This window comes from Streptomyces sp. NPDC058371 (assembly GCF_042723265.1).
Lineage (GTDB): Bacteria > Actinomycetota > Actinomycetes > Streptomycetales > Streptomycetaceae > Streptomyces.
Genome location: NZ_JBHXJC010000001.1, coordinates 1209785 through 1229875, shown reverse-complemented (window position 1 = coordinate 1229875; position 20091 = coordinate 1209785). Strand labels below are relative to the sequence as shown.

The following is a 20091-nucleotide window of genomic DNA, read 5'->3' as shown; positions in this document are numbered from 1 at the left end:
GGGGGGGGAGGGGGGGGGGAGGGGGGGGGGGGGGGGTGGGGGGAGGGGGGGGGGGGGGGGGGGGGGGGAGAGGGGGGGGGGGAGAGGGGGGGGGGGGGGGGGGGGGGGGACACCCGGAAAAAGAGGGCCCGCTACGACATTCCGGTGTCCGACGGGCCCTATTCGACCTTGGCCCAGTCGAGCGTGCGCTCGACCGCCTTCTTCCAGCCCGCGTATCCCTCCGCACGCTGGTCCTCGGACCATTGCGGCTCCCAGCGCTTGGACTCCTGCCAGTGGGTGCGCAGTTCGTCCGTGTCCCGCCAGAAGCCGGTGGCCAGACCCGCCGCATAGGCGGCACCGAGCGCGGTGGTCTCGGCGACGACCGGACGGCTGACCGGTACGCCGAGGACATCGGCCTGGATCTGCATGCACAGGTCGTTGGCCGTCACGCCGCCGTCCACCTTGAGGACGTCGAGGTGGACTCCGGAGTCCTGCTCCATGGCCTCGACGACGTCACGGCTCTGGTAGCAGATGGCTTCCAGGGTCGCCCGGGCGAGGTGACCGTTGTCGTTGTACCGCGCGAGGCCCACGATCGCGCCGCGGGCGTCGGAGCGCCAGTACGGGGCGAACAGGCCCGAGAACGCGGGGACGAAGTACATGCCGCCGTTGTCCTCTACGGTACGGGCGAGTTGCTCGCTCTCGGCCGCGTCACTGATGATCTTCATCTGGTCGCGCAGCCACTGCACCGCGGATCCGGTGACCGCGATGGAGCCCTCCAGGGCGTAGATCGCCGGGCTGTCCCCGAACTGGTACGCCACGGTGGTGAGGAGCCCGTGCTGCGAACGCACCAGCTCCGTACCGGTGTTGAGCACCAGGAAGTTGCCGGTGCCGTAGGTGTTCTTGGCCTCGCCCGGCGCGTAGCAGACCTGGCCCACGGTGGCCGCCTGCTGGTCGCCGAGCACGCCGGTGATGGGAATGGCGGCGCGCAGCGGCCGGGAGGTGCGCGTGACGCCGAACGCCTCCCGGTGGGACGAGGGGTTGATCTTGGGCAGCATGGCCCGGGGGATGTTGAAGAAGCCCAGCAACTCGTCGTCCCAGTCGAGGGTCTCCAGGTCCATCAGCATGGTCCGGCTGGCGTTGGTCACGTCGGTGGCGTGGATGCCGCCGTCGGGACCACCGGTCAGGTTCCACAGGACCCAGGCGTCCGTGTTGCCGAAGAGGGCATTGCCCTGCTCCGCCGCCTCGCGGACCCCGTCCACGTTCTCCAGGATCCACTGGATCTTGCCACCGGAGAAGTACGTCGCCGGTGGCAGCCCCGCCTTGCGGCGGATGACCTCGCCCTGGCCCGACCGCTCCAGCGCCGCGGCGATGGAGTCGGTGCGGGTGTCCTGCCAGACGATGGCGTTGTAGTAGGGGCGACCGTTGCGCGGATCCCAGACCACGGTGGTCTCCCTCTGGTTGGTGATGCCGATCGCCGCCAGGTCCTCCGGAGTGAGGTTCCCGTGCCGCAACGCGTTCTGCATCACCGAGTTGGTGCGCTCCCAGATCTCCACCGGGTCGTGTTCGACCCACCCGGATCGCGGAAGTATCTGGCCGTGCTCCAGCTGGTGCTTCGCCACCTCGTTGCCGGCGTGGTCGAAGATCATGAATCGGGTGCTGGTGGTCCCTTGGTCCACCGCGCCCACGAAGTCCGCCATGGCGTGCCGCCTCTTGTGTGAGTGTCAGCCCTCGGGGGTCGGCCCCCCGTGTCAGGCCTCGGGTGCCGGAACGCGTCCGGGGGGCTCCGGCTCCGCCGTCGGCAGGAACCGACCGATGAAGAACTTGTACAGTCCGGCGCCGAGCAGACCGCCGATCAGCGGACCGATGATCGGGACCCAGAAGTAGAAGTTCCCGTACTGATCTCGCCACGCTCCGCCGTACCCCGTGAAGAAGCTGGCCAGCCGGGGGCCGAAGTCACGTGCCGGGTTGATCGCGTATCCCGCGTTGGTGCCCCAGGCCATGCCGATGCCCACGACCACCAGGCCGATGATGAACGGGGCCAGGTTGGCGCCGGGGGGTGTGTTGAGCAGGTCCGTGATGGCCAGGATCAGCAGCAGCAGGATGGCCGTGCCGATGATCTGGTCGCGCAGCGCGCCCCACTCGTGGACCGGCAGGTTCGGATTGCCGTTCGCGGGGAGCGTGGAGAACACGCCCTGCGTCTTGATCGTGTGGCCGGGGTCGGCCTTCGCCAGGGCTTCGGTGTAGTTCCAGCGCACGAGGAGTGCCGCCGCGAAGGCACCGGCCGTCTGGGCCAGCGCGTACGGCGCCACCTTGCTCCACGGGAACCCCTTGAACGCGGCCAGGGCGACGGTCACCGCGGGATTGAGGTGCGCGCCGCTCATCCGTGCCGCGACATAGACACCGAGGGTGACGCCGAGGCCCCAGGCCCAGGCGATGCTGTCGTGGTTTCCGAGGCCGCCTGCCGGCGTCGTGAGCGCGCCGCCCGCGACCACCTGGGCCACCACACCGCAACCGAAGAGGATGAGAATCATGGTGCCGGCGAATTCGGCCGACATCTCGCCGATCAACCCCGACCTTTTAAGTCGCTCAGCCATGGAAGCCCGCTTCCCGCCGGCCCAGGACCGGCCGTCGACTGCCCGAGTCCCTCCCGCATCAGGATAGGACGATCAAGGGCGAACCGCACTGGTTGGGATATTTATCTGTTTTTCACCTGGTCGGAGGCGGTGCCCCTGGCCGTCCGGAGGGGACGGGGCCGCTCACGGGCCGCCCCGGCACGAGATGAGGGGGGCCGCTCACGGGCCGCCCGGCAGGAGATGAGGGGGCCAGAAAACGGGACGTACGCTGGAACCGGCTCTTCCCCTCCCTCCACCCAGATCCCCCGCCGCAACGCCTCGCACCGTCGTGAAAGCGACGCGATCACGAGAAGAAGGGACCCCGTCCGTGGTTGATCCTGTGAGGCCGACGGCGGCCGCCGACCGCGCGAGGACGTCCGCCGGAGCCGAGCTGCTCGCCGGACTGCGGGTGGACGAACAGCGGCCCGAACAGCCCCTGTTGCTGAACGGCGAGGGCAAACCCCTCGACACGTGGCGGGAGAACTACCCGTACGACGAGAAGCTCGGCCGCAAGCCGTACGAACGGCAGAAACGCATCCTGCAGATCGAGCTGCTCAAGCTGCAGAAGTGGGTACGGGAGACCGGCCGGCGCGTCGTCGTGGTGTGCGAGGGGCGGGACGCGGCGGGCAAGGGCGGCACCATCCAGCGCTTCACCGAGCGCCTCAACCCGCGCGGCGCCCGCGTCGTGGCGCTGGACAAGCCCACCGAGCGGGAAGCGGGACAGTGGTACTTCCAGCGCTACGTCACGCATCTGCCCGCCCCCGGAGAGATCGTCTTCTTCGACCGGTCCTGGTACAACCGGGCCGGTGTGGAGCGCGTCATGGGCTTCTGCACCCCCGCCGAGTACCGGCACTTCTACGCTCAGGCGCCCGTCTTCGAGAAGATGCTCACCGACGACGGGATCGTGCTGGTCAAGTTCTGGTTCTCGGTCTCCCGGAGTGAGCAGCGCACCCGTTTCGCCATTCGCCAGGTGGATCCCGTACGGCAGTGGAAGCTGTCACCGACCGACCTCGCCTCGCTCGATCTGTGGGACGCCTACACCGAGGCGAAGGTCGACATGTTCCGGGCCACGGACACGCCGTACGCGCCGTGGACGGTGGTGAAGAGCAACGACAAGCGTCGCGGGCGGCTGGAGGCCATGCGCCATCTTCTGTTGCGCTGCGACTACACGGCCAAGGACGAGAAGACGATCGGAGTCGCCGATCCGCAGATCATCGGCTCCGCCAACACCCTTCTGGAGAGCGGCGAGGAACCCACGGACCTCTCCCCCACTCCCCTGTCGCCGCACAGTGACGGGCCCGGCCGGCACCCCGACGAGACGGGCTGAGCCGGGGCCGAGGCTCCCGTGCGCCCAAGGCCGTTCGAGCATCCCGAGGCGGGGCCGGAAGTCCCTCATCGACCGCGATCAAGGTCGGTGCGCTGAAGTCGTTGATCATGGGCAGATGGCAGAAGTGATCTTGCCAGCGCCCGTGAGAGGGGACCGACCGCCCATGGCCACGCCCGTGCGCCGCATACGCCCGGTGAACCGCACGCATTCCTTCGATCTCCGTTCCACGGCGCTGCTCTTCGGGCTGCTCGCCGTCGTCATCTCCATGGCGGGCTTCGCCGGGAAGGTGGCCCTCGGTGTGGTCGAACAGCGTCCGGTGCTGGCCGTCGTACTCTGCCTGGTCGGGTTACCGGTCGCGGCCGCCGTCCGTCGCAACCGGCGCCGGTTCTCCGCAAGGACGGCCGCGCGCCGGGCCGTTGCCGCACTGGACGAGGCCACCGCCGTCCTGCCGGACGTCGAGGACGCCGCGGCCGGATACGAAGGGGTCGACCACGAAGCGCTCGGCCACGAGACGCCGGCGCAGGGAGCGGTCGTCCACGAAGCGTACGAAGCAGTCGACTACGACGCCCTGGACGCCGACGAGTTCGAGCAGGCGATCGCCGCCCTGTGCGAACGCGACGGCTGCGCGGACGTGGAAGTCGTCGGCGGAGCCGGGGACTTGGGCGCCGACGTGACGGCGACGGCCGCGGACGGGCGCCGCATCGTCATCCAGTGCAAGCGGTACTGCGACACCAACAAGGTCGGCTCTCAGGACCTGCAGCGTTTCGGCGGCACCTGTTTCACCGTGCACGAGGCGCAGGTCGCCATCGTGGTCACGACCAGCGACTTCACCGCGCCCGCCGCCGAGTACGCCGAGCAGTGCGGCATCCTGTGCGTCGACCGGGAGACGCTGCGGGCCTGGAGTGAGGGCGTGGGGCCGGAGCCTTGGGCCGACCCGACCTGCGGCGTGTGAGGCGGCGGTGAGCGAGTCCCGCTGTCCCCACCTGAAGCGACCCCCCGTGCACCCTGCGTAATGATCGTCGGGTTGTGCGGGTGCGGGCGTGCCGTCCGCGGAGCACGCTGGAAGCACGCCCGGATACGGGGCAACCGTGCGCCTCAGCTCGCGCGGAGGGAGCTCGGAGGTGGTCCCCGTGGCGCACAGTGCCCATCCCGGCGGGCAGGTGGACGAGAGAGCGGCCTCGATGCTGGAGGCGCTGTTCACGCAGTCACCGATCGGGCTCCACCTGCTCGACACCGAGCTGCGGGTGGTACGGGTCAACACCGCCACCCCCGTGATGCGTGGTGTGCCCCCGGACGACCTGACCGGGCGCCCGGTCCGCGATGTCTACGACGTCGTCGAGGGCGGCGACATGGAGGTGCTGCTGCGCGCGGTGCTGCACAGCGGCGTTCCCCTCCTGCAGCGCGTCATGCGGGTGCGGGTCAGCGGGATCCCGCCTCAGGAGCGGCACTTCGAGATCAGCGCACTGCGCCTGGAGAGTCCGCGCCGGACGGTGCTCGGGGTGGCGGTCACCGCGATCGACGTCACCGAACGGGAGCGGGCGCGTGCCCGCACCGAGGTCCTCGACGCCGTACGCCGGCACGTGGGACGCACCCTGGACCCGGCCGTGACCGGCGAGGAGCTCGTCGCGACCGTGGTCCCCGCGTTCGCCGACATCGCGATCGTCGAGGTGGTGGAAGCCGTGATCCGCGGCGACGATCCGCCGTCGGCGCCGCTGTCGACGGGCACGCCCTTGATGCGCACCGCGTTCCGCAGCAGCCGTACGCGGTCGCCGCAGGCCCATCCGGTGGGCGATGTCCGGCGCCTGCCCGCTCCGACCCCTTTCACCCAGGCCCTGACCGACCTGCAGCCCCGCGCGGTCACGCTCCGTCCGGACACTCCGTGGCTCTCCGTCGATCCGCCGCGCGCGGAAGCGATCCACTCGGCGCAGGCCCATTCCCTGCTCGTGGTTCCCCTGGCGCTGCGCGACGCGGCCCTCGGCGTCGTGAGCCTGTATCGCGCCGGGGACTCGCCGCCCTTCGACGAGGAGGACCGGGAGCTCGCGGCCGAGCTGGCCACCCACACGGCGCTGTGCGTCGACAACGCGCGGCGCTACACGCGGGAGCACACGGTCGCCGCCACGGTCCAGCGCCACCTGCTGCCCCGCCACCCGGTGACCCACCCCTCGCTGGAGACGGCGTACCTCTCCGTCACCGGTGCCGACCCCGGCGCCTGGTACGACACGATCGCCCTGTCCGGCGCCCGGACCGCCCTCGTCGTCGGCAAGGTGTCGGGAGGCGGCCTGAACGCGGCCGCGACCATGGGGCAGCTGCGCACCGCCGTACGCTCCCTGTCCGCCTTCGATCTCGCCCCCGACGAACTGCTCTCCCGGCTGCATCACACGGCGGGGCAGCTCGCCGCCGAACGGTCGCATCTCGCACACGGCGATCCGCTGCGCCGTGAGGCGCTCACCGCCGACTGCATGTACGCGGTGCACGATCCCCTCACGGGCCGCTGCGCGATGGCGGCGGCCGGTCAGCTGGCTCCCGTCGTCGTACGTCCCGACCGCAGCGTCTCCGTCCCCGGCGCACCGGGCGGGCCGCAGCTCGGTACGACGGAGGGCGCGCCCTTCGCCGCCGTCGACCTCGACGTGCCGGACGGCAGCGTTCTGGTGTTCACCAGCGATCCCGCTCTCACGGCCTGTCTGGCCGATTCTGCAGGACCGTTGTCGTCGGCGCCGGAATATCGTGAACGCCCGTTGCAGGAGCTCTGCGACGCGCTCGTCTACGCCCTTCCCGCGGGACTGGGCCGCGGCGATGCCGCGGTGATCGTCGCCCGTACCCGGTCCTTTCCCGCGGACCGGTTCGCCGCGTGGCCGCTGGACGCCGATCCCGCGGCCGTGGCCGTCGCCCGACGCCGTACCCGCGATCAGCTCGACGCGTGGGACGTGGACGACGAGACGGCCTTCAACACCCAGCTCATCGTCAGCGAACTCGTCACCAACGCGGTCAAGTACGGCAGCCCGCCGCTCCAGCTCCGTCTGATCCATGACCGCACCCTGACCTGCGAGGTGCGGGACGCCGGCGCGGCGGCACCGCATGTCCGCCACGCCGGCACGGTCGACGAGGGCGGGCGGGGGCTCTTCATCGCCGCGCAGCTGGCACAGGCGTGGGGCACCCGCTACACGGCGCCGGGCAAGACCATCTGGACCGAACAGTCCCTGACCGGCACCATCGACGCCGACGGGTGACCGGCACACGCCGGCCGTCCGTCGGGCGTCTTCCGTTCCGTCAGAGGTCCAGGCGGTACGGCACGACGCAGACGACGACATCCGTACGGGCCCTCAGTGCGGCGGCCAGCAGGAGGCCCCGCTGGTTCTGCAGGATCTGGTAGCGGCGGTGCAGCGGTTCGACCTCGGGAATGAGGACGGCGATCTGTCGCCCGTCCTGTGCCGCCCGCAGCACGTAGTCGACGATGGGCTGCACCAGCGAGCGCTGCGGGCTGTCGATGACGTCGAGCCGTACACCCGGGTCCCAGCGTTCCCAACTCACCTCCAGGGCACGGGCCTTGACCGGGTCGGCATGCACGGCAACCGCGACGACCTCGCGGCCGAGGGAACGGGCCGCCGTCAGCGCGTGGTGCGTGGGCTTGCTGACCTCGCCCACCGGCACGATGACGAGCGAGTCGGTGACGCGCAGGGGCGGGGGGACCTTGCCCAGCCCGAGTTCGAGGCCGGCCGCCGTGTAGTAACGCTCGATGCGGGCGAACAGCAGCATCAGCAGCGGGACCGCGAGCACGACCACCCACGCCCCCGCCACGAACTTGGTGGTCAGCAGGACACAGCCGGCCACCGTGGTGAGCACCGCGCCGAGCCCGTTCAGCAGAGCGCGCCGCAGCCAGCCGGCCGGCCGCTCCTTCGCCCAGTGCCGTACGAGACCCACCTGGCTGATGGTGAAGCCGATGAACACGCCGATCGCGAACAGCGGCAGCATGCGGTGCGTGTCGGCGTCCACGGCGATGAGCAGCAGCGCGGCGAGCAGGGCGAGGGCCACGACGCCCCAGCGGTAGACCGGCCGTTCCGTACGCAGGCCGAAGAGATGCGGCAGCCGGTGGTCCCTGGCCAGCAGGCTCATCAGGACGGGAAGGCCGCCGAAGCTGGTGTTGGCGGCGAGGGCCAGGGCCAGGGTGACCACCAGATTGGTCGCGTAGTACGCCCAGCCGGTGCCGTACGAGCCCGCTGACAGTTGCGCGAGTACGGTCACGCCGCCGCGTGGCGCGACATGGTCACGCCGGATCAGCACGGCCATCCCGATCAGCATCAGACCGAGGAGGGCGCCCAGCATCAGCTCGGTGCGCTGGGCCCGTTTGACCCGCGGTTCGCGGAACACCGGCACCCCGTTGGCGATGGCCTCCACGCCCGTCAGCGCGGAGCAGCCCGCGGAGAACGCCTTGAGGAGCAGGAAGACGCCCAATGCCTCGGTGGCGTGGACGGGTTGGGTGGTCCCGACGACGGCCACGGGATGGGAGCGCAGCAGCCCCAGGACGACGATGCCGAAGATGGACCCGATGAACAGCAGCGTGGGCAGCATCAGCACCCGGGCGCTGTCGGCCACGCCCCGCAGGTTCACGGCGGTCAGCAGGGCCAGTCCGACGAGACACACTTCGAGCAGATGGGAGCCGAGCGAGGGGAAGGCGGAGGCGAGACTGGCCGCTCCCGCCGCCAGGCTGACGGCCACCGTGAGGACGTAGTCGACGACGAGGCTGGCCGCCGCGAGCAGGCTCACCCGGGGGCCGAGGTCCTTCTTCGCCACCGCGTAGGCGCCTCCGCCGTCCGGGTGCACGGCGATCACTTGGCCGTACGACACGACGAGGACCGCCAGCAGCGCGGCGATGACCAGCGTCACCGGCAGGGTGGCGGTCAGCGCGCCGGTGCCCGCGGCGATCAGCACGAGGACGATCGCCTCGGGCCCGTACGCGACCGAGCTCAGCGCGTCCAAGGACAGTGCCGCGAGCCCTTCCAGGCTGGTCAGGTGGTGCCGGTCCCCCTCCCCGTGCCGCAACGGAACTCTCGGCCGCAGTTCGCGGCGGGCCAGGCCGTACGCCATGGAGGACCTCGGGGTGCAGGGGGCGGGCGGAACCTTCGAGGCCAGTGTGACCGGCCCCCCACCTGCCAAGACGTGAAGGACGCGCCAGGGTTCCGCTTCCCGTCACCCTCGGCGCTGCTCCCGCCGTCGCGCGCGGCTGAACTATTCACCGGCGAGCACGCGATGCACGGCGAGGGGCAGACGGTCGTCTACGCCCACTCCGGCCGGCTCGGGCGCACCTGCTGTCGGGACAGCCTCAGCGTGCGTCGCCCGCGGTCGATTCCGGTGACGACGGCCGTGACCTCGTCGCCGACCTGGCGGGGAACCCGTCCAGAGTCACCGACACTCCGTGAGAGGGCGTCATCGCCGTCGCGGTGCCGCTGCAGAGGTCACCGATGCGGAGCGTTGCCAGGAACTCCCGGGAAGCCTGATCATCCCCCGCTTCGGCCATGCGTCCCGTCCAGCCTCTCATGGGGAGGCGGCTGCCGGTCCGGAAGCGTGCCCTGCCACAGCCTCAGGGCCAACTCCGCGGGTGCCGCCCTCCAAGTCGGCTTCTCAGGCGGTCAGTTCTGACTGTGCCGCCCTCGAGGGGACCGGGTCGTGGCGGACGTACCACTCGGTGGAGAGCCATCGCTCCCGGACTGCCGGCGGGAATCCGGCGATCATCCCCGGTGCGGCTCCCCGCTCCACTTCGGTGCGATGCACCAGTACGGCGGCCAGCTTCTGCTCCAGCCAGGGGCTGACGTCGACAGTCGCGGTGACCCGCTCGTCCGGGACGGTGAGCATCGCCTTGCCCGTATGGGCCAGGTGACGGCCCAACTCCCGTACCGCCGAGTGCGGGTGTGTGGCCTGGTACAGCGCGCTCGGCTGCCACGCCTCACCGGCGTCGGGGTAGAGCCGCTCAAGTCCGGGCCAGCTGAGTCACGGATGGCCCGTCGGGACGCCGGGAACCTCATGCAGGAGATCGGACGGCGTACGGACAGACGTGGGGTGCGCCCGATGTCGGGTGCACCCCACGCTGTCGTGCCGTGTCGGGGAGCGCTACGAGGCGTCTCGCACGGTGCCGGTGACGACGGGTCGGGTCTGCGGGCCGTCGGAGTCACCGAAGTCCGTCCACTGCAGGCGCAGTGACTCCTCCGGCTCGGCCACCCCGTCGGCCACGGTGGGCACCTTGACCTCGGCGCTCAGCTGCCCCGCCGGGATGGTGACGGGCAGGTACAGTCCCTCCACCTTGGAGAGCGCGCGTGAGGGCTGCGGCGACTCTCCGGTGTTCTCCTGGAACCACGTGGGGTCGACGTCCGTGCTGGACAGCTCGTGGCCTCCGGGCACCGGCAGGACGAGGAAGCCGCTCTGCATGTCGGTGTCGGCGGCCGCGGAGAGCGACACGCGCCAAGTCAGACTCTGGCCCTCCACGACCTTGTCGGCGACCGGCGTCACCGTGGTCGTCGGCATCGGGTCGTCGTTCTCGGCCGTGACGCCACCCTCGTACGAGCCCACGACCGTGTCGCGGAGCGCCTTGACGAGGACGTTGTGCGAGACGTCGTAGTTGAAGCGGGTGTTGCCCCGCACCTCGACGGGCACGTCGATGGTCCGGCTGCCCGGACGCACGGTCACGATGCTGTCCTTGAACTCGTCGGTGACCGGGTCGGCGACGAACAGCCGGACGCGGCCCTCGCCGTGGCCCGACACCCGTACCGGCATCCGGTAGGTCCGGCTGCCCGAGTCACCCTCCTTGACCGTCAGCCTGCCGAGGTCCACCCGGGGCAGGGCGGCCGCCCGCACGGCGGGGGTGCCGGGGCGCCAGCCCCAGGAATCCATCAGCCAGGCACGGCCGGCACCGCTGCGCGAGGTCAGTTCGAGCGACGCCACCCTCTTCAGGTCCAGGCCGGCGCGGGTCGCGGCAGCCAGCGGTACGCGGACCTCCCTGGCCCAGTACGAGGAGGTCCGGTCCGTTCCCGGCAACCCGTCGACGCGGATCTGCCCGAGGTCGGCGCGTCGGCCGTTCGCGTCGGTGACGGCGATGTCCAGCCGGGTCCCGCTGGTGTTGGGCGGCACGATGACCCGCAGCGCCAGCGCGTCGGCTCCGGCGACGGAGACCGGGTGCGCGGGCCTGACCCGCATCGGCGAACCGGCTGCCGACCAGTTCAGGGCGACGGCGTAGCGCCCCGGTTCCTTCGACATCGCCCAGGGGGTGAAGTGCGGTGAGGTGCCGTGCGCGTCGGTGGGCAGGCAGCCGGCGGCCGCGTCGATGTCCACCTGTGCGCACACCCGGCCGCCGTCCACCTTGACGGACGGATCGGGCAGGAACGCGGGGGTGCGCCGCGCGCCGACGGCATGCGTGAGCACCCGCGCCGGGTCCGCCGACGCCGCCCGTACGTTCGAGCCGTCCAGCAGCGGGCGGACCCGGTCGTCGGCTCCGACGAACACCCGGGCCGCGGCGGCGATGTACGTGGCACCGGCGGCCTGCTGCCGTACGGCGGTCAGCCGGGTCGCCGTGCCCGGCGAGCACACCGGGTCGGGCTGGTCGTCGGACCAGAAGTCGTCCTCGGCAGGGGCCTTGGCCTGGCCGGGGGTCCACTCGCTGTTGAAGAAGTTGTGGTTGGCGCCGACCACGTAGACCGCGCTGTGCAGGGCGGCACCCCGGCTCACACCACGCGTCCCGTCCACGTACAACTCGCCCTGCAGGTCGGACACATCGCCGTCGCAGCCGGGCAGGATCGTCATGGACGGCACGTCGGGTACGGGGTTCTGGCCGAAGATGGTCGGGCCGATCAGGACCGTGCCACGGATCTTCCAGCGCGTCGGACCGTGATACCCGTCCTGGTCGGAGGGCGGCGCGTAGAGGCTGTCCAGGGCGGCCCGGTTCACGCCCTCGCCGCCCCTGGAGTGGCCGACGAGCAGGACGCGCGACAGGTCGGCCGGCGGTGCCGACCGCACGATCGCCGGGGCCGAGGCACGGCCCGCGCCCGCCCAGGACGCCCAGCGGGCGAGGTGCAACCGCACCAGGGAGGAGCGGGCCTGGGCACCGCCGTCCTCCGCCGCGTAGTCCTGTCCGTTGATGCCGTTCGCGGAGACGGACACCGTCACATAGCCCTGGGACGCCAGGAGCTTCTGGTCGCGCAGGTATCCGCGGTAACTGGGCACGGCCTTCCAGCCGGACCTGCAGGGCCAGTCGCCGGTCGCTTCGCCGCCGGAGTTGAAGCACGTGTAGTGGCGGCCGTGCAGGAACAGGGCCAACGGCCGGTGTCCCGTGGCCCCGATCGGTGCCACGACCACCGCGCGCATCTCCACCGGGGCGGAGAACCCGGGCAGCCGTACGGACTTCAGCTTGTACTCGCCGGCGACCGTCCGGTACGAGCCCGGTCTGCCGGGGTCGACGGGGTTGGCCGGCGGCCGGGCCGCGGGCGTCACGGTCGCGCCGGGCCGTCTGTTCCCGCTCTGCGAACCCGTGACGGGCTCGTCCTTGTCGAGCCGGTGGCCGCCTGCCCGGACCTGCAACTCCTCGGCGGATCCGAGGCGTACGCCGTCCAGCGGAAGCCTGAGGGTATGCCGGTCCTTGTCGGCGACCGGCCGACCCAGTGACCGGTCACCCGCGTAGAACTCGACGGCGGCGTCTCCCATGGGCAGCGGGTCGGACGAACGCCAGGACAGCTCCTTGCCGCCGTCCGCGCCGGTGATCCGCCATCCCGCCCCGAGTCGGCCGTCGAGATCCACGGGTCGTGGTGGCGAGGATATGAGGCCGCCGGGCTGCTGCGCGTACGCCTGCCCGGGGGATCCCACCGCCATCGCGCACAAGGCCGCGGCGGCAGCCATCATCAGACGCGGGAGACGCATCAACGTTTCTCCTCCTCCTGGTCGGGACACCTGGCAGAGGGACCACACTGCACACGAGCCCCTCGGACCCCGAGGATGCGAGATACGGGTACCGGGTTGCCTCGCGGCGGAGAAGGGCGGGAACTGGCTCCGGCGCTGCTTCAGTTCACCCGCTCTCCCGTATGTCTGAAAGAAGCTCGGAGCCGTGCCGCCGAGGAAAGCGCTCCGGCTCCTTTCCGAACTCCTCCGCGAGCGTGGTGAGATGAACTCTTCGAAGCGAATGCGAAGGTGGCCCACTCGGCCATCTTCGAAGTACTGCTCGTACGAGTCCGTCACCCTGTCGGCTACCCGAATGCCGCGGCCTGTCGGGACACGGTCGCTTCACTCGTACGCAACTCACGCCGCAATGGCCCAGGGTTTAGGAAGAAGGTGGGCTATTCACCGGCCCGCACGGGAACCGGCACCGGGGGCCCACGCCCCCTCGCCACCTCACAGGCGTCAGCCACTCACAATGGGCGCCGGCCACTCGCAAAGGAAGCCAAAGCCTCGAACCCGGTGGGCAACCGCGAAGTACCGCTTCTTCACCGGACATTCACCGTCACCACGAGGGCCAAAAGTCTCTGCGGCCGGCGGGCCCACCGGCCGCGACTCACAAGTAATTCACAGGAGCCGTACCGCTTCCCGCCCAAAACCCCCACACCGACTCAGCACGCCATCAGCCAGGTTGGAATAGGCTCAATGCCGAATCCTGCCGCTCCTCCATCTCGTCAGATCCTACGGAATATCCGGATTGCCGTGTTGGGGACGTTGCCTTTTTGTGGAGTTCTTGTTGCAACTCGCTGCACCCTGAGCTAATTTGATGCCGCATCACGCAGGTAACCTCCTCCAGGCCGGAGTTCCGTCCCTTCCGGGGATCTTCAGGTTCATCAAGAATTCTCCCGCCGCAGGAAATCCATTGTTCTCGGTGCAAGGAATCCCGGTGAGGATCCTTGTCTCACCTTCAGTTGTTGAGGAGCCGCAGTGCGCCGCACGCCGTCATCGACGATGAACTCCGAGGGCACGACGCCCCGCCCGAAGCGTCAGGGCAAGAGACTCCGCCGGTCCACGCTCGCCGGCGCGCTCAGCGCCGTGGCCCTGGTGATCGCGCTCCCGACCGACGCGAACGCCAACGTCCTCACGCTTCTGCCCCAGAACGCCGACATTCTCGATCAGACCTACTCCCCCGCGTACGACTACGACACGGACGGTTGCTACACCACCGCCGCCATCGGTGCCGACGGCACCATCAACCCCGGCCTGTCGCTGGGCGGCGACGTGAACGGCCACTGCCACGACCCCGCGCAGCTGAACAACGCCAACACGTACTCGCGCTCGAAGTGCAACAACGGCTGGTGCGTGGTGATGTACGCCAGCTACTTCGAGAAGGACCAGGCGACTCTGGGCCCCGCGGCCATCGGCCACACCCATGACTGGGAACACGTCATCGTGTGGATCAACAACAACCAGGTCCAGTACGTCTCGGTGTCGCAGCACAGCAGCTACGCGCTGGCCACCAGCGCCGACGTGCGCTGGGACGGGACCCACCCGAAGATCGTGTACCACAAGGACGGTGTCTCGACCCACGACTTCCGCTTCGCGAACAGCAACGACGAACCGGCGGAGAACGCCACGGGCGGCTGGTTCTTCCCGCGTCTCGTCGGCTGGGAGGGCTACCCGGCCGGTTACCGCGACAAGCTCATGAACGCCAACTTCGGCGAGGCCACGATCAAGATCAAGGACGGCTCCTTCAACGACGCCCTTGCCTATGCCAAGCCGTCCGGGATTTCGTTCGACCCGTACGCGTGACACAGGCTCGTCACGACTGGAGGGTCGACGGCGCCCGTGTTGTCCGCCGCGCGCCAAGCCCTCGGTGACCGGTCTCGCCCCGTCGGACCCCGTACGGCGATGAGCAACAGGCCGTGATCTGGGGGCCGGACGAGCCGAGGCCGCTCGCCACGGAGGTAGCGCTCGCCACGACGGTCGCGGTCGCCGGGGAATCGGCGATCGCGTCCGGGGTGGCCCGGCGCGACAGTTGGCCGGGCCACCGCACGTCGCGGCATGGAGATCCACGTCGGCCGGCCCCGGCGCGGAGACACGCGTCGCCCGGCCGGACCGGCCGACATGTGCCCTATCCGGACCGGTCGACGCGGGCCCTACTCGGACCGGCGGCGGACACCCGAGAGAAGGCGCCGCACTCCCAGCACGTGCCCGCCCGTCGAGATGACGAGCAGCCGGTAGAGGCGTCCGGCGGGACCCGGGAACTCGGCGCGGCTCTCGGCGCGCAGGCGTGAACGACCGGGGCCGATTTCGTCGAGGTGGAAGATCAGCGCGTACGACGAGAAGCGATGACGCCCTTCCAGGACCAGCTCACGACCCGGAACCGCGGCGGCCACCCGGAACCCGGGAAACGTCGAGCCCGCGGCAAGGGGCCGTGGACCGGACGCGGTGCGGTCCGTGCACCCGACCACTCTCGCGTAACCGCCGGCACCCGGCCGCGAGAAGGAGCGGTCCAGTGTCTCGCCCAGACCCCGCCAGACGTCGTCGACCGCCGCCTCGACGACTGTCGCGTGCTCATCGACGTACGGCAGCGAAGCGATCTCCATCAAGCCCTCCATGAGGTTCGACCGCGGCCGACGAGCGGGTCTTCCGAGTACGAGCGGGCCGTCCAAGGAGCAGCCCGTCTCGCGGAGCACGCACCGGACTGACTCGGTCGGCCTGCGAGCCGCTCCCATTCTCAGCGCACCTGCCTTTCCGTGCAGCCGAAGTACACGCATCGTCCGACACCTCACAGTCGCCGGTCGTCCGCCGCATCGCGCGCAGTGACCGGCAAGCGGCCGTGCGCTTGCATCGTGGGCCTCCGCGCGGGGCGGGGAACCTCCGCCGCACGGGGACCTCGGGCCGTCCGGGCCGGGAAGGAGCGACGCACTCCGCCGACGGTCGCCGACTTGCTAGCTCCCCTCGGACCGCGCGGCCCCCTCGGGCAGACGGAAGCACGCGGTGATGGTCTTCCCGTTCGGGCAGCGGCGGGCCTGCCACTCGTCCGCCAGCGCGTCGACGAGGAACATGCCCCGTCCGCCGAGGCGTTCGGTACTCGGCGGCCGGGGCGCCGGCAGGTCGGTCGAGGAGTCGTGCACGCTCACGTGCAGGCACTCGGTGTCCCAGGTCAACAACAGCTGGGCATTGCTGTGTGCGTGCACGTGCGCGTTGGTCACGAGCTCCGACACGGTGAGGAGTACGTCGTCCGCCGTGTCCGGCGCGGTCCTGGTCCAGCCGAGGGCCTCGAGGTGCTCGCGCGCCCACTGCCGAGCCTCGTTGACGCCCCGGGACAGGGGCATGGAACGCGCCCAGCCCACAGCCCTCATCGACGATCCGCTCATGACGATCCTTCCCGCACCGGCTACGCTCCTTCTGCTGTGCGTGTACCCCCGTCAGGCCCTTTCAGAGGGCGCCTTTCCATACGGGAGGCCCTCGGCGAACCGGCCCCGATCGCCTTCGGGCGAACGCCTGCCGTTCCTCGTGGCAGCCACCGGGACGGTCACCTAGTCTCGTGCCGTGACCGTCCACGAGCTCTCTCGGACCGACGCTCGCCGGATCGCCGTGCGCGCGCAGCTGTTGGACGGCCGCCGACCGGCCGGCCTCGTCGACATGGTGCGCCATCTGACGCTGCTGCAGGTCGATCCGACCGCAGCCGTCGCGCCGAACGCCGACCTGGTGGCGTGGAGCCGGCTCGGGTCGTCGTACTCACCGGCCGAGCTGACCGCCGCGCTGGAGAACCGGACGCTGGTCGAGCTCAGGGCGATGATCCGGCCCGGCGAGGATCTCGCCCTGTACCGGGCCGCGATGGCCGAATGGCCCGGCCGCGGCGAGCTGACGTCCTGGCAGGAGCAGCGTCGCGACTGGGTGCGGGCGAATGACTCCTGCCGGCTCGACATCCTCGACCGGCTCGGGTCCTCCGGACCGTTGCCGTCGCGTGAGTTCCCGGACACCTGCAAGGTGCCGTGGAAGTCGACCGGGTGGACAAACGACCGCAACGTCACGCAGCTGCTGGAGTTCATGGTCCTGCGCGGCGAGGTCGCCGTCGCGGGACGCCGAGGCCGCGACCGGCTGTGGGACCTGGCCGCGCGGGTCTACCCGGACTCCCCCGCCGTCCCGGCAGAGGAGGCGCTCCGGCTCCGCAACGAGCGACGGCTCCGGGCGCTCGGCATCGCCCGTGCCAGGGGAACGGAGTACCCGGTCGAGCCTGCGGACGTCGGCGAGGCCGGTGAGCCGGCCGTGGTCGAGGGGGTCAAGGGCACCTGGCGGGTCGATCCGTCGCAGCTGGGCCTGCCGTTCACGGGGCGCGCGGCGTTGCTGTCGCCGTTCGACCGGCTCATCCACGAGCGCAGGCGCACCGTCGAGCTCTTCGAGTTCGAGTACCAGCTGGAGATGTACAAGCCGTCTGCCAAGCGCCGGTGGGGCTACTTCGCGCTCCCGATCCTGTACGGCGACCGGCTGGTGGGCAAGGTCGACGCCACCGCCGACCGCAAGGCCGGGGCGCTGCGAGTCCAGACGATCCACCAGGACGTCCCTTTCTCCAGGACGGCGAACGGGGCGATCGGCCGCGAGATCAAGGACCTGGCGCGCTGGCTCGGGCTGGAACTCGCGCTGCCCGGCTAGGGGGCCTGCGTCGTGCCCGCACAGGCGATCCGTATACGGTCCGGAATCGGCCGTACCTCTTAAACCCCACAGAACATCGCCAACCGTCATGAAAGGTCATTCCGGGAGCCGCTTTTCAGCCCCGGACTGTCCGGACAGCCGCACGCCGGTGACCGGAATTCACGCCTTCCCGACCTCGCCTGCAACTTCCAGGACGAGGACCGCCTTGTTTGAGCCAGGTACAGACCTGCGCTTCGTATCCATTTGTTACAAATGAGCCAGCCATCTGCACCTTATGGGCACATTTATCCATGGTCATGGGTTGACCATGAGTCAGTGGTGTACGGGCGGTACCTCTGTGGCTCGATCTTCACCACGGGCACACTGACCTCGGGGACGAGCGCGATCCGTAGTCCACGGCCGCCGCCCCTCCTGTGGGGGGATCCGGATGCACAGCCGCAGCACCCGCTCGCGCAGACCGAGAACCGCCTCGGACCGGCTCACCGCAGCGGTGCGATGGGCGGGACGGCTCCTGTGCTGGACGCTCGCCGTGGCCATGCTGACCGCGGCCACGGAAGCGGTCGTCGCGCCCGGGGCCGCCTGGTGGCAGGACGCCTGGCAGGCACCCTGGTATCTCGTTCCCGTGTGGGCCCTCACCTGGGCGGTCCTGCGGATGACAGAGAAGTACGTGGCCGGGCGGAACGACGAGGAAGTCGTCCCCGCCGACTTCGACCGAGCCGCCTGACGTCGTCCGCGGCGAACGAACATGCCCGTGACCGATGAGTTCGCCTCCGCGCCGGAGTCCAAGTGATCGACCGCAGATCGCCGCACCGCGCACAGGAGGACCGATGACCACCACCTCGACCCACACCGAACGAACCCTTGACGTGCCCGGCGCGCGTCTGCACTACGAGGTACGCGGCAAGGGCCCCCTCGTCGTGCTGTGCGGCGCCCCGATGGGCGTCGCGGCTTTCGCACCGCTGGCCGAGCTGCTCGCCGTGGACCACACCGTGCTCACCACCGATCCGCGCGGCATCGGGCGCAGCAGCCTCGACGACCCCAGCCAGGACTCCACCCCGCAGCTGCGCGCCGACGACCTGTCCCGCCTCATCACCCGTCTCGACGCGGGCCCGGCCGTCGTCCTGGGATCCAGCGGCGGCGCCGTCTCCGCACTGGCCCTCGCCGAGACCCACCCCGAGCAGTTGCACACCGTCATCGCCCACGAACCCCCGCTGACCGAGCTGCTGGCGGAGCGCGAGCAACTGCGGGCCGGTACCGACGACTTCGTCGCGACCTATCTCGCGGGTGACGTGATGGGTGCCTGGAAGAAGTTCTTCGCCCAGGCCGACATCGACCTGCCCGAGCCCGTGATGGAGCAGATGTTCGGCGGAGAGCGGGATCCGCAGCAGGTCGCGGACGAGCGCCGCTGGTTCGCCCACGAGCTGCGCCCCACCGCCCAATGGCAGCCCGACATCGCCCTGTTGGGCTCGACGGCAACCCGCCTCGTGGTGGGGATCGGCGCCGACTCGGGCGGCCAGATCTGCGACAGGACCTCCCGCACCCTCGCCACCGCGCTGGGCATCGAGCCCACGATCTTCCCCGGCGGCCACACCGGCTTCGCCGAAGCCCCGGACACCTTCGCCGCGCGGCTGCGTGAGGTGCTGCGAGCCGGCTGAGCAGAGCGGGAAGTACGGCCGGGCCGCCTCACCTGGATCGCCCTGGGGCTGCCCACGCCTCGGCGTGCCTACAACCGCCGGCACGAACAGGACGACCGCGAGTACTGGAGCCGAGTCCGGCCACCGGCGGCGCGCCGCACAGAGGGAGCAGCAGTCCGCCGCACGACGGGCCCGCGATCCGACCGGGCAGGGGCCGATCACCCGCGAACGCGGGCGGCCGTACTTCTCACACGACAGTGACCCCGTCGCAGGGCCCGGTCAGGCGGGCCCTCTCGGCGGCAGGCCCTGGTAGTAACTGCCCACGCGGGAAAGGTACTCGGGGTCCTGAGTCTCGCGGTCGGTCCGGAAGCGGGGCGCCGACCTGACCTCGTCCCGGGTGCAGACCACCGTGATCTTCTGTGCCTCCGTGTCGACGCCGGCCACCACGCCCACGGGCACCAGAAGGCTCTTTCCGAACACCCACACCCCGGTGTCCACGACGAGATGGCGCATGCCGGATTCGTCGGCCTGCCGGTCCACATGACCTATCGTCCCGTCGCTGGCCTCGACGACGTACCCCGTGAGTTCCTGCCCCGCGGTGTGTCTGCACTGCGGCGGGTACGACCAGATTCCTTCGATGGTCACGCTGTTCCTCTCCTCCTCGTTCAGCGGCATTTCCTTGCGCGATGTGAGCGGCATTCCCTTGTGCGATGTGCCTGGGTGCTGCCGGCCATCGCTCTCGGCGGTGGTCATGTCGGCCTTCCGGGGCCTGGGCCGGTTTCCGGGCGTGCGGCAGGGGGCGCTGTGCGCCGACGGCATGCGCCTGGAGTGGTGCGGGGTGCGGTGACCGGCTGGGCCGGAGGGTGGGGGGGGGGGGGGGGGGGGGGGGGGGGGGACCTGCGCCCCGCCCCCCGCCCCCACCCCCGCCTAACCCCCACCCCCCCCCCCCCCCACCACCAACAAAAAACAA

The 20091-nt window shown here is 70.6% G+C and carries 16 protein-coding genes; 8 read left to right on the top strand and 8 right to left on the bottom strand.

The window, feature by feature from the left end; translation table 11 throughout:
- Positions 1-158 precede the first annotated feature (158 nt).
- Positions 159-1676 carry a glycerol kinase GlpK gene (glpK, locus tag ACFWM2_RS05320; RefSeq protein ID WP_383273189.1) on the bottom strand — a complete coding sequence of 506 codons (1518 nt, stop codon included), beginning with the start codon at positions 1674-1676 and terminating at the stop codon, positions 159-161.
- A 51-nt stretch (positions 1677-1727) separates the two neighbouring features.
- On the bottom strand, positions 1728-2573 hold the full coding sequence (locus ACFWM2_RS05315) for an MIP/aquaporin family protein (protein ID WP_383273187.1): 846 nt from the start codon (positions 2571-2573) through the stop codon (positions 1728-1730).
- A 358-nt stretch (positions 2574-2931) separates the two neighbouring features.
- Here ACFWM2_RS05315 and ppk2 point away from each other — a divergent pair, with 358 nt between their 5' ends.
- The 3 genes from ppk2 (at position 2932) to ACFWM2_RS05300 (ending at position 7145) form a co-directional block, all read left to right on the top strand.
- Positions 2932-3918, top strand: coding sequence for a polyphosphate kinase 2 (gene ppk2, locus ACFWM2_RS05310; RefSeq protein WP_383274186.1), 987 nt, complete (start codon positions 2932-2934; stop codon positions 3916-3918).
- 163 nt (positions 3919-4081) lie between these two features.
- A complete protein-coding gene (locus ACFWM2_RS05305) occupies positions 4082-4870 on the top strand; it encodes a restriction endonuclease (RefSeq protein WP_383273185.1) in 789 nt (262 codons plus the stop codon).
- A 178-nt stretch (positions 4871-5048) separates the two neighbouring features.
- Complete coding sequence (locus ACFWM2_RS05300; protein WP_383273183.1) at positions 5049-7145, top strand: SpoIIE family protein phosphatase; 2097 nt, start codon at positions 5049-5051, stop codon at positions 7143-7145.
- Between the two features lie 40 nt (positions 7146-7185).
- Here ACFWM2_RS05300 and ACFWM2_RS05295 read toward each other — a convergent pair whose 3' ends face one another.
- The 3 genes from ACFWM2_RS05295 to ACFWM2_RS05285 all read right to left on the bottom strand — a co-directional run bounded on the left by ACFWM2_RS05295 (position 7186) and on the right by ACFWM2_RS05285 (position 12813).
- Entirely contained in the window at positions 7186-9000 is a 1815-nt protein-coding gene (locus ACFWM2_RS05295) for an APC family permease (RefSeq protein WP_383273181.1), read from the bottom strand.
- Positions 9001-9534: 534 nt separating this feature from the next.
- Positions 9535-9765 (bottom strand): hypothetical protein, encoded by a 231-nt coding sequence (locus ACFWM2_RS05290; RefSeq protein ID WP_383273179.1) that lies wholly within the window; start codon positions 9763-9765, stop codon positions 9535-9537.
- A 255-nt stretch (positions 9766-10020) separates the two neighbouring features.
- Positions 10021-12813 carry an alpha/beta hydrolase family protein gene (locus tag ACFWM2_RS05285; RefSeq protein WP_383273177.1) on the bottom strand — a complete coding sequence of 931 codons (2793 nt, stop codon included), beginning with the start codon at positions 12811-12813 and terminating at the stop codon, positions 10021-10023.
- A 1023-nt stretch (positions 12814-13836) separates the two neighbouring features.
- Between ACFWM2_RS05285 and ACFWM2_RS05280 the strand changes: the two genes are divergently transcribed.
- Positions 13837-14637, top strand: coding sequence for an NPP1 family protein (locus ACFWM2_RS05280; protein ID WP_383274183.1), 801 nt, complete (start codon positions 13837-13839; stop codon positions 14635-14637).
- Positions 14638-14984: 347 nt separating this feature from the next.
- Here ACFWM2_RS05280 and ACFWM2_RS05275 read toward each other — a convergent pair whose 3' ends face one another.
- Both ACFWM2_RS05275 and ACFWM2_RS05270 read right to left on the bottom strand, forming a co-directional pair.
- Positions 14985-15434 carry a hypothetical protein gene (locus tag ACFWM2_RS05275; protein ID WP_383273175.1) on the bottom strand — a complete coding sequence of 150 codons (450 nt, stop codon included), beginning with the start codon at positions 15432-15434 and terminating at the stop codon, positions 14985-14987.
- A gap of 345 nt (positions 15435-15779) precedes the next feature.
- On the bottom strand, positions 15780-16208 hold the full coding sequence (locus ACFWM2_RS05270; RefSeq protein ID WP_383273173.1) for an ATP-binding protein: 429 nt from the start codon (positions 16206-16208) through the stop codon (positions 15780-15782).
- Between the two features lie 175 nt (positions 16209-16383).
- On the opposite strand from ACFWM2_RS05270, the gene ACFWM2_RS05265 reads away from it, so the two are divergent.
- From ACFWM2_RS05265 to ACFWM2_RS05255, 3 genes are all read left to right on the top strand, one after another.
- Positions 16384-17487, top strand: a complete 1104-nt coding sequence (locus ACFWM2_RS05265) for a DNA glycosylase AlkZ-like family protein (RefSeq protein WP_383273171.1) — start codon at positions 16384-16386, stop codon at positions 17485-17487.
- 427 nt (positions 17488-17914) lie between these two features.
- Positions 17915-18211, top strand: a complete 297-nt coding sequence (locus ACFWM2_RS05260) for a hypothetical protein (protein ID WP_383273169.1) — start codon at positions 17915-17917, stop codon at positions 18209-18211.
- Positions 18212-18314: 103 nt separating this feature from the next.
- Entirely contained in the window at positions 18315-19142 is an 828-nt protein-coding gene (locus ACFWM2_RS05255; protein WP_383273167.1) for an alpha/beta fold hydrolase, read from the top strand.
- 258 nt (positions 19143-19400) lie between these two features.
- On the opposite strand, the gene ACFWM2_RS05250 is transcribed toward ACFWM2_RS05255, so the two are convergent.
- A complete protein-coding gene (locus tag ACFWM2_RS05250; RefSeq protein ID WP_383273165.1) occupies positions 19401-19766 on the bottom strand; it encodes a PRC-barrel domain containing protein in 366 nt (121 codons plus the stop codon).
- On the opposite strand from ACFWM2_RS05250, the gene ACFWM2_RS05245 reads away from it, so the two are divergent.
- The gene (locus ACFWM2_RS05245) at positions 19759-19968 is read left to right on the top strand and encodes a hypothetical protein (RefSeq protein WP_383273163.1); all 210 of its coding nucleotides are present in this window, start codon (positions 19759-19761) and stop codon (positions 19966-19968) included. The two genes, ACFWM2_RS05250 and ACFWM2_RS05245, sit on opposite strands and share 8 nt — an antisense overlap.
- Positions 19969-20091: the final 123 nt, after the last annotated feature.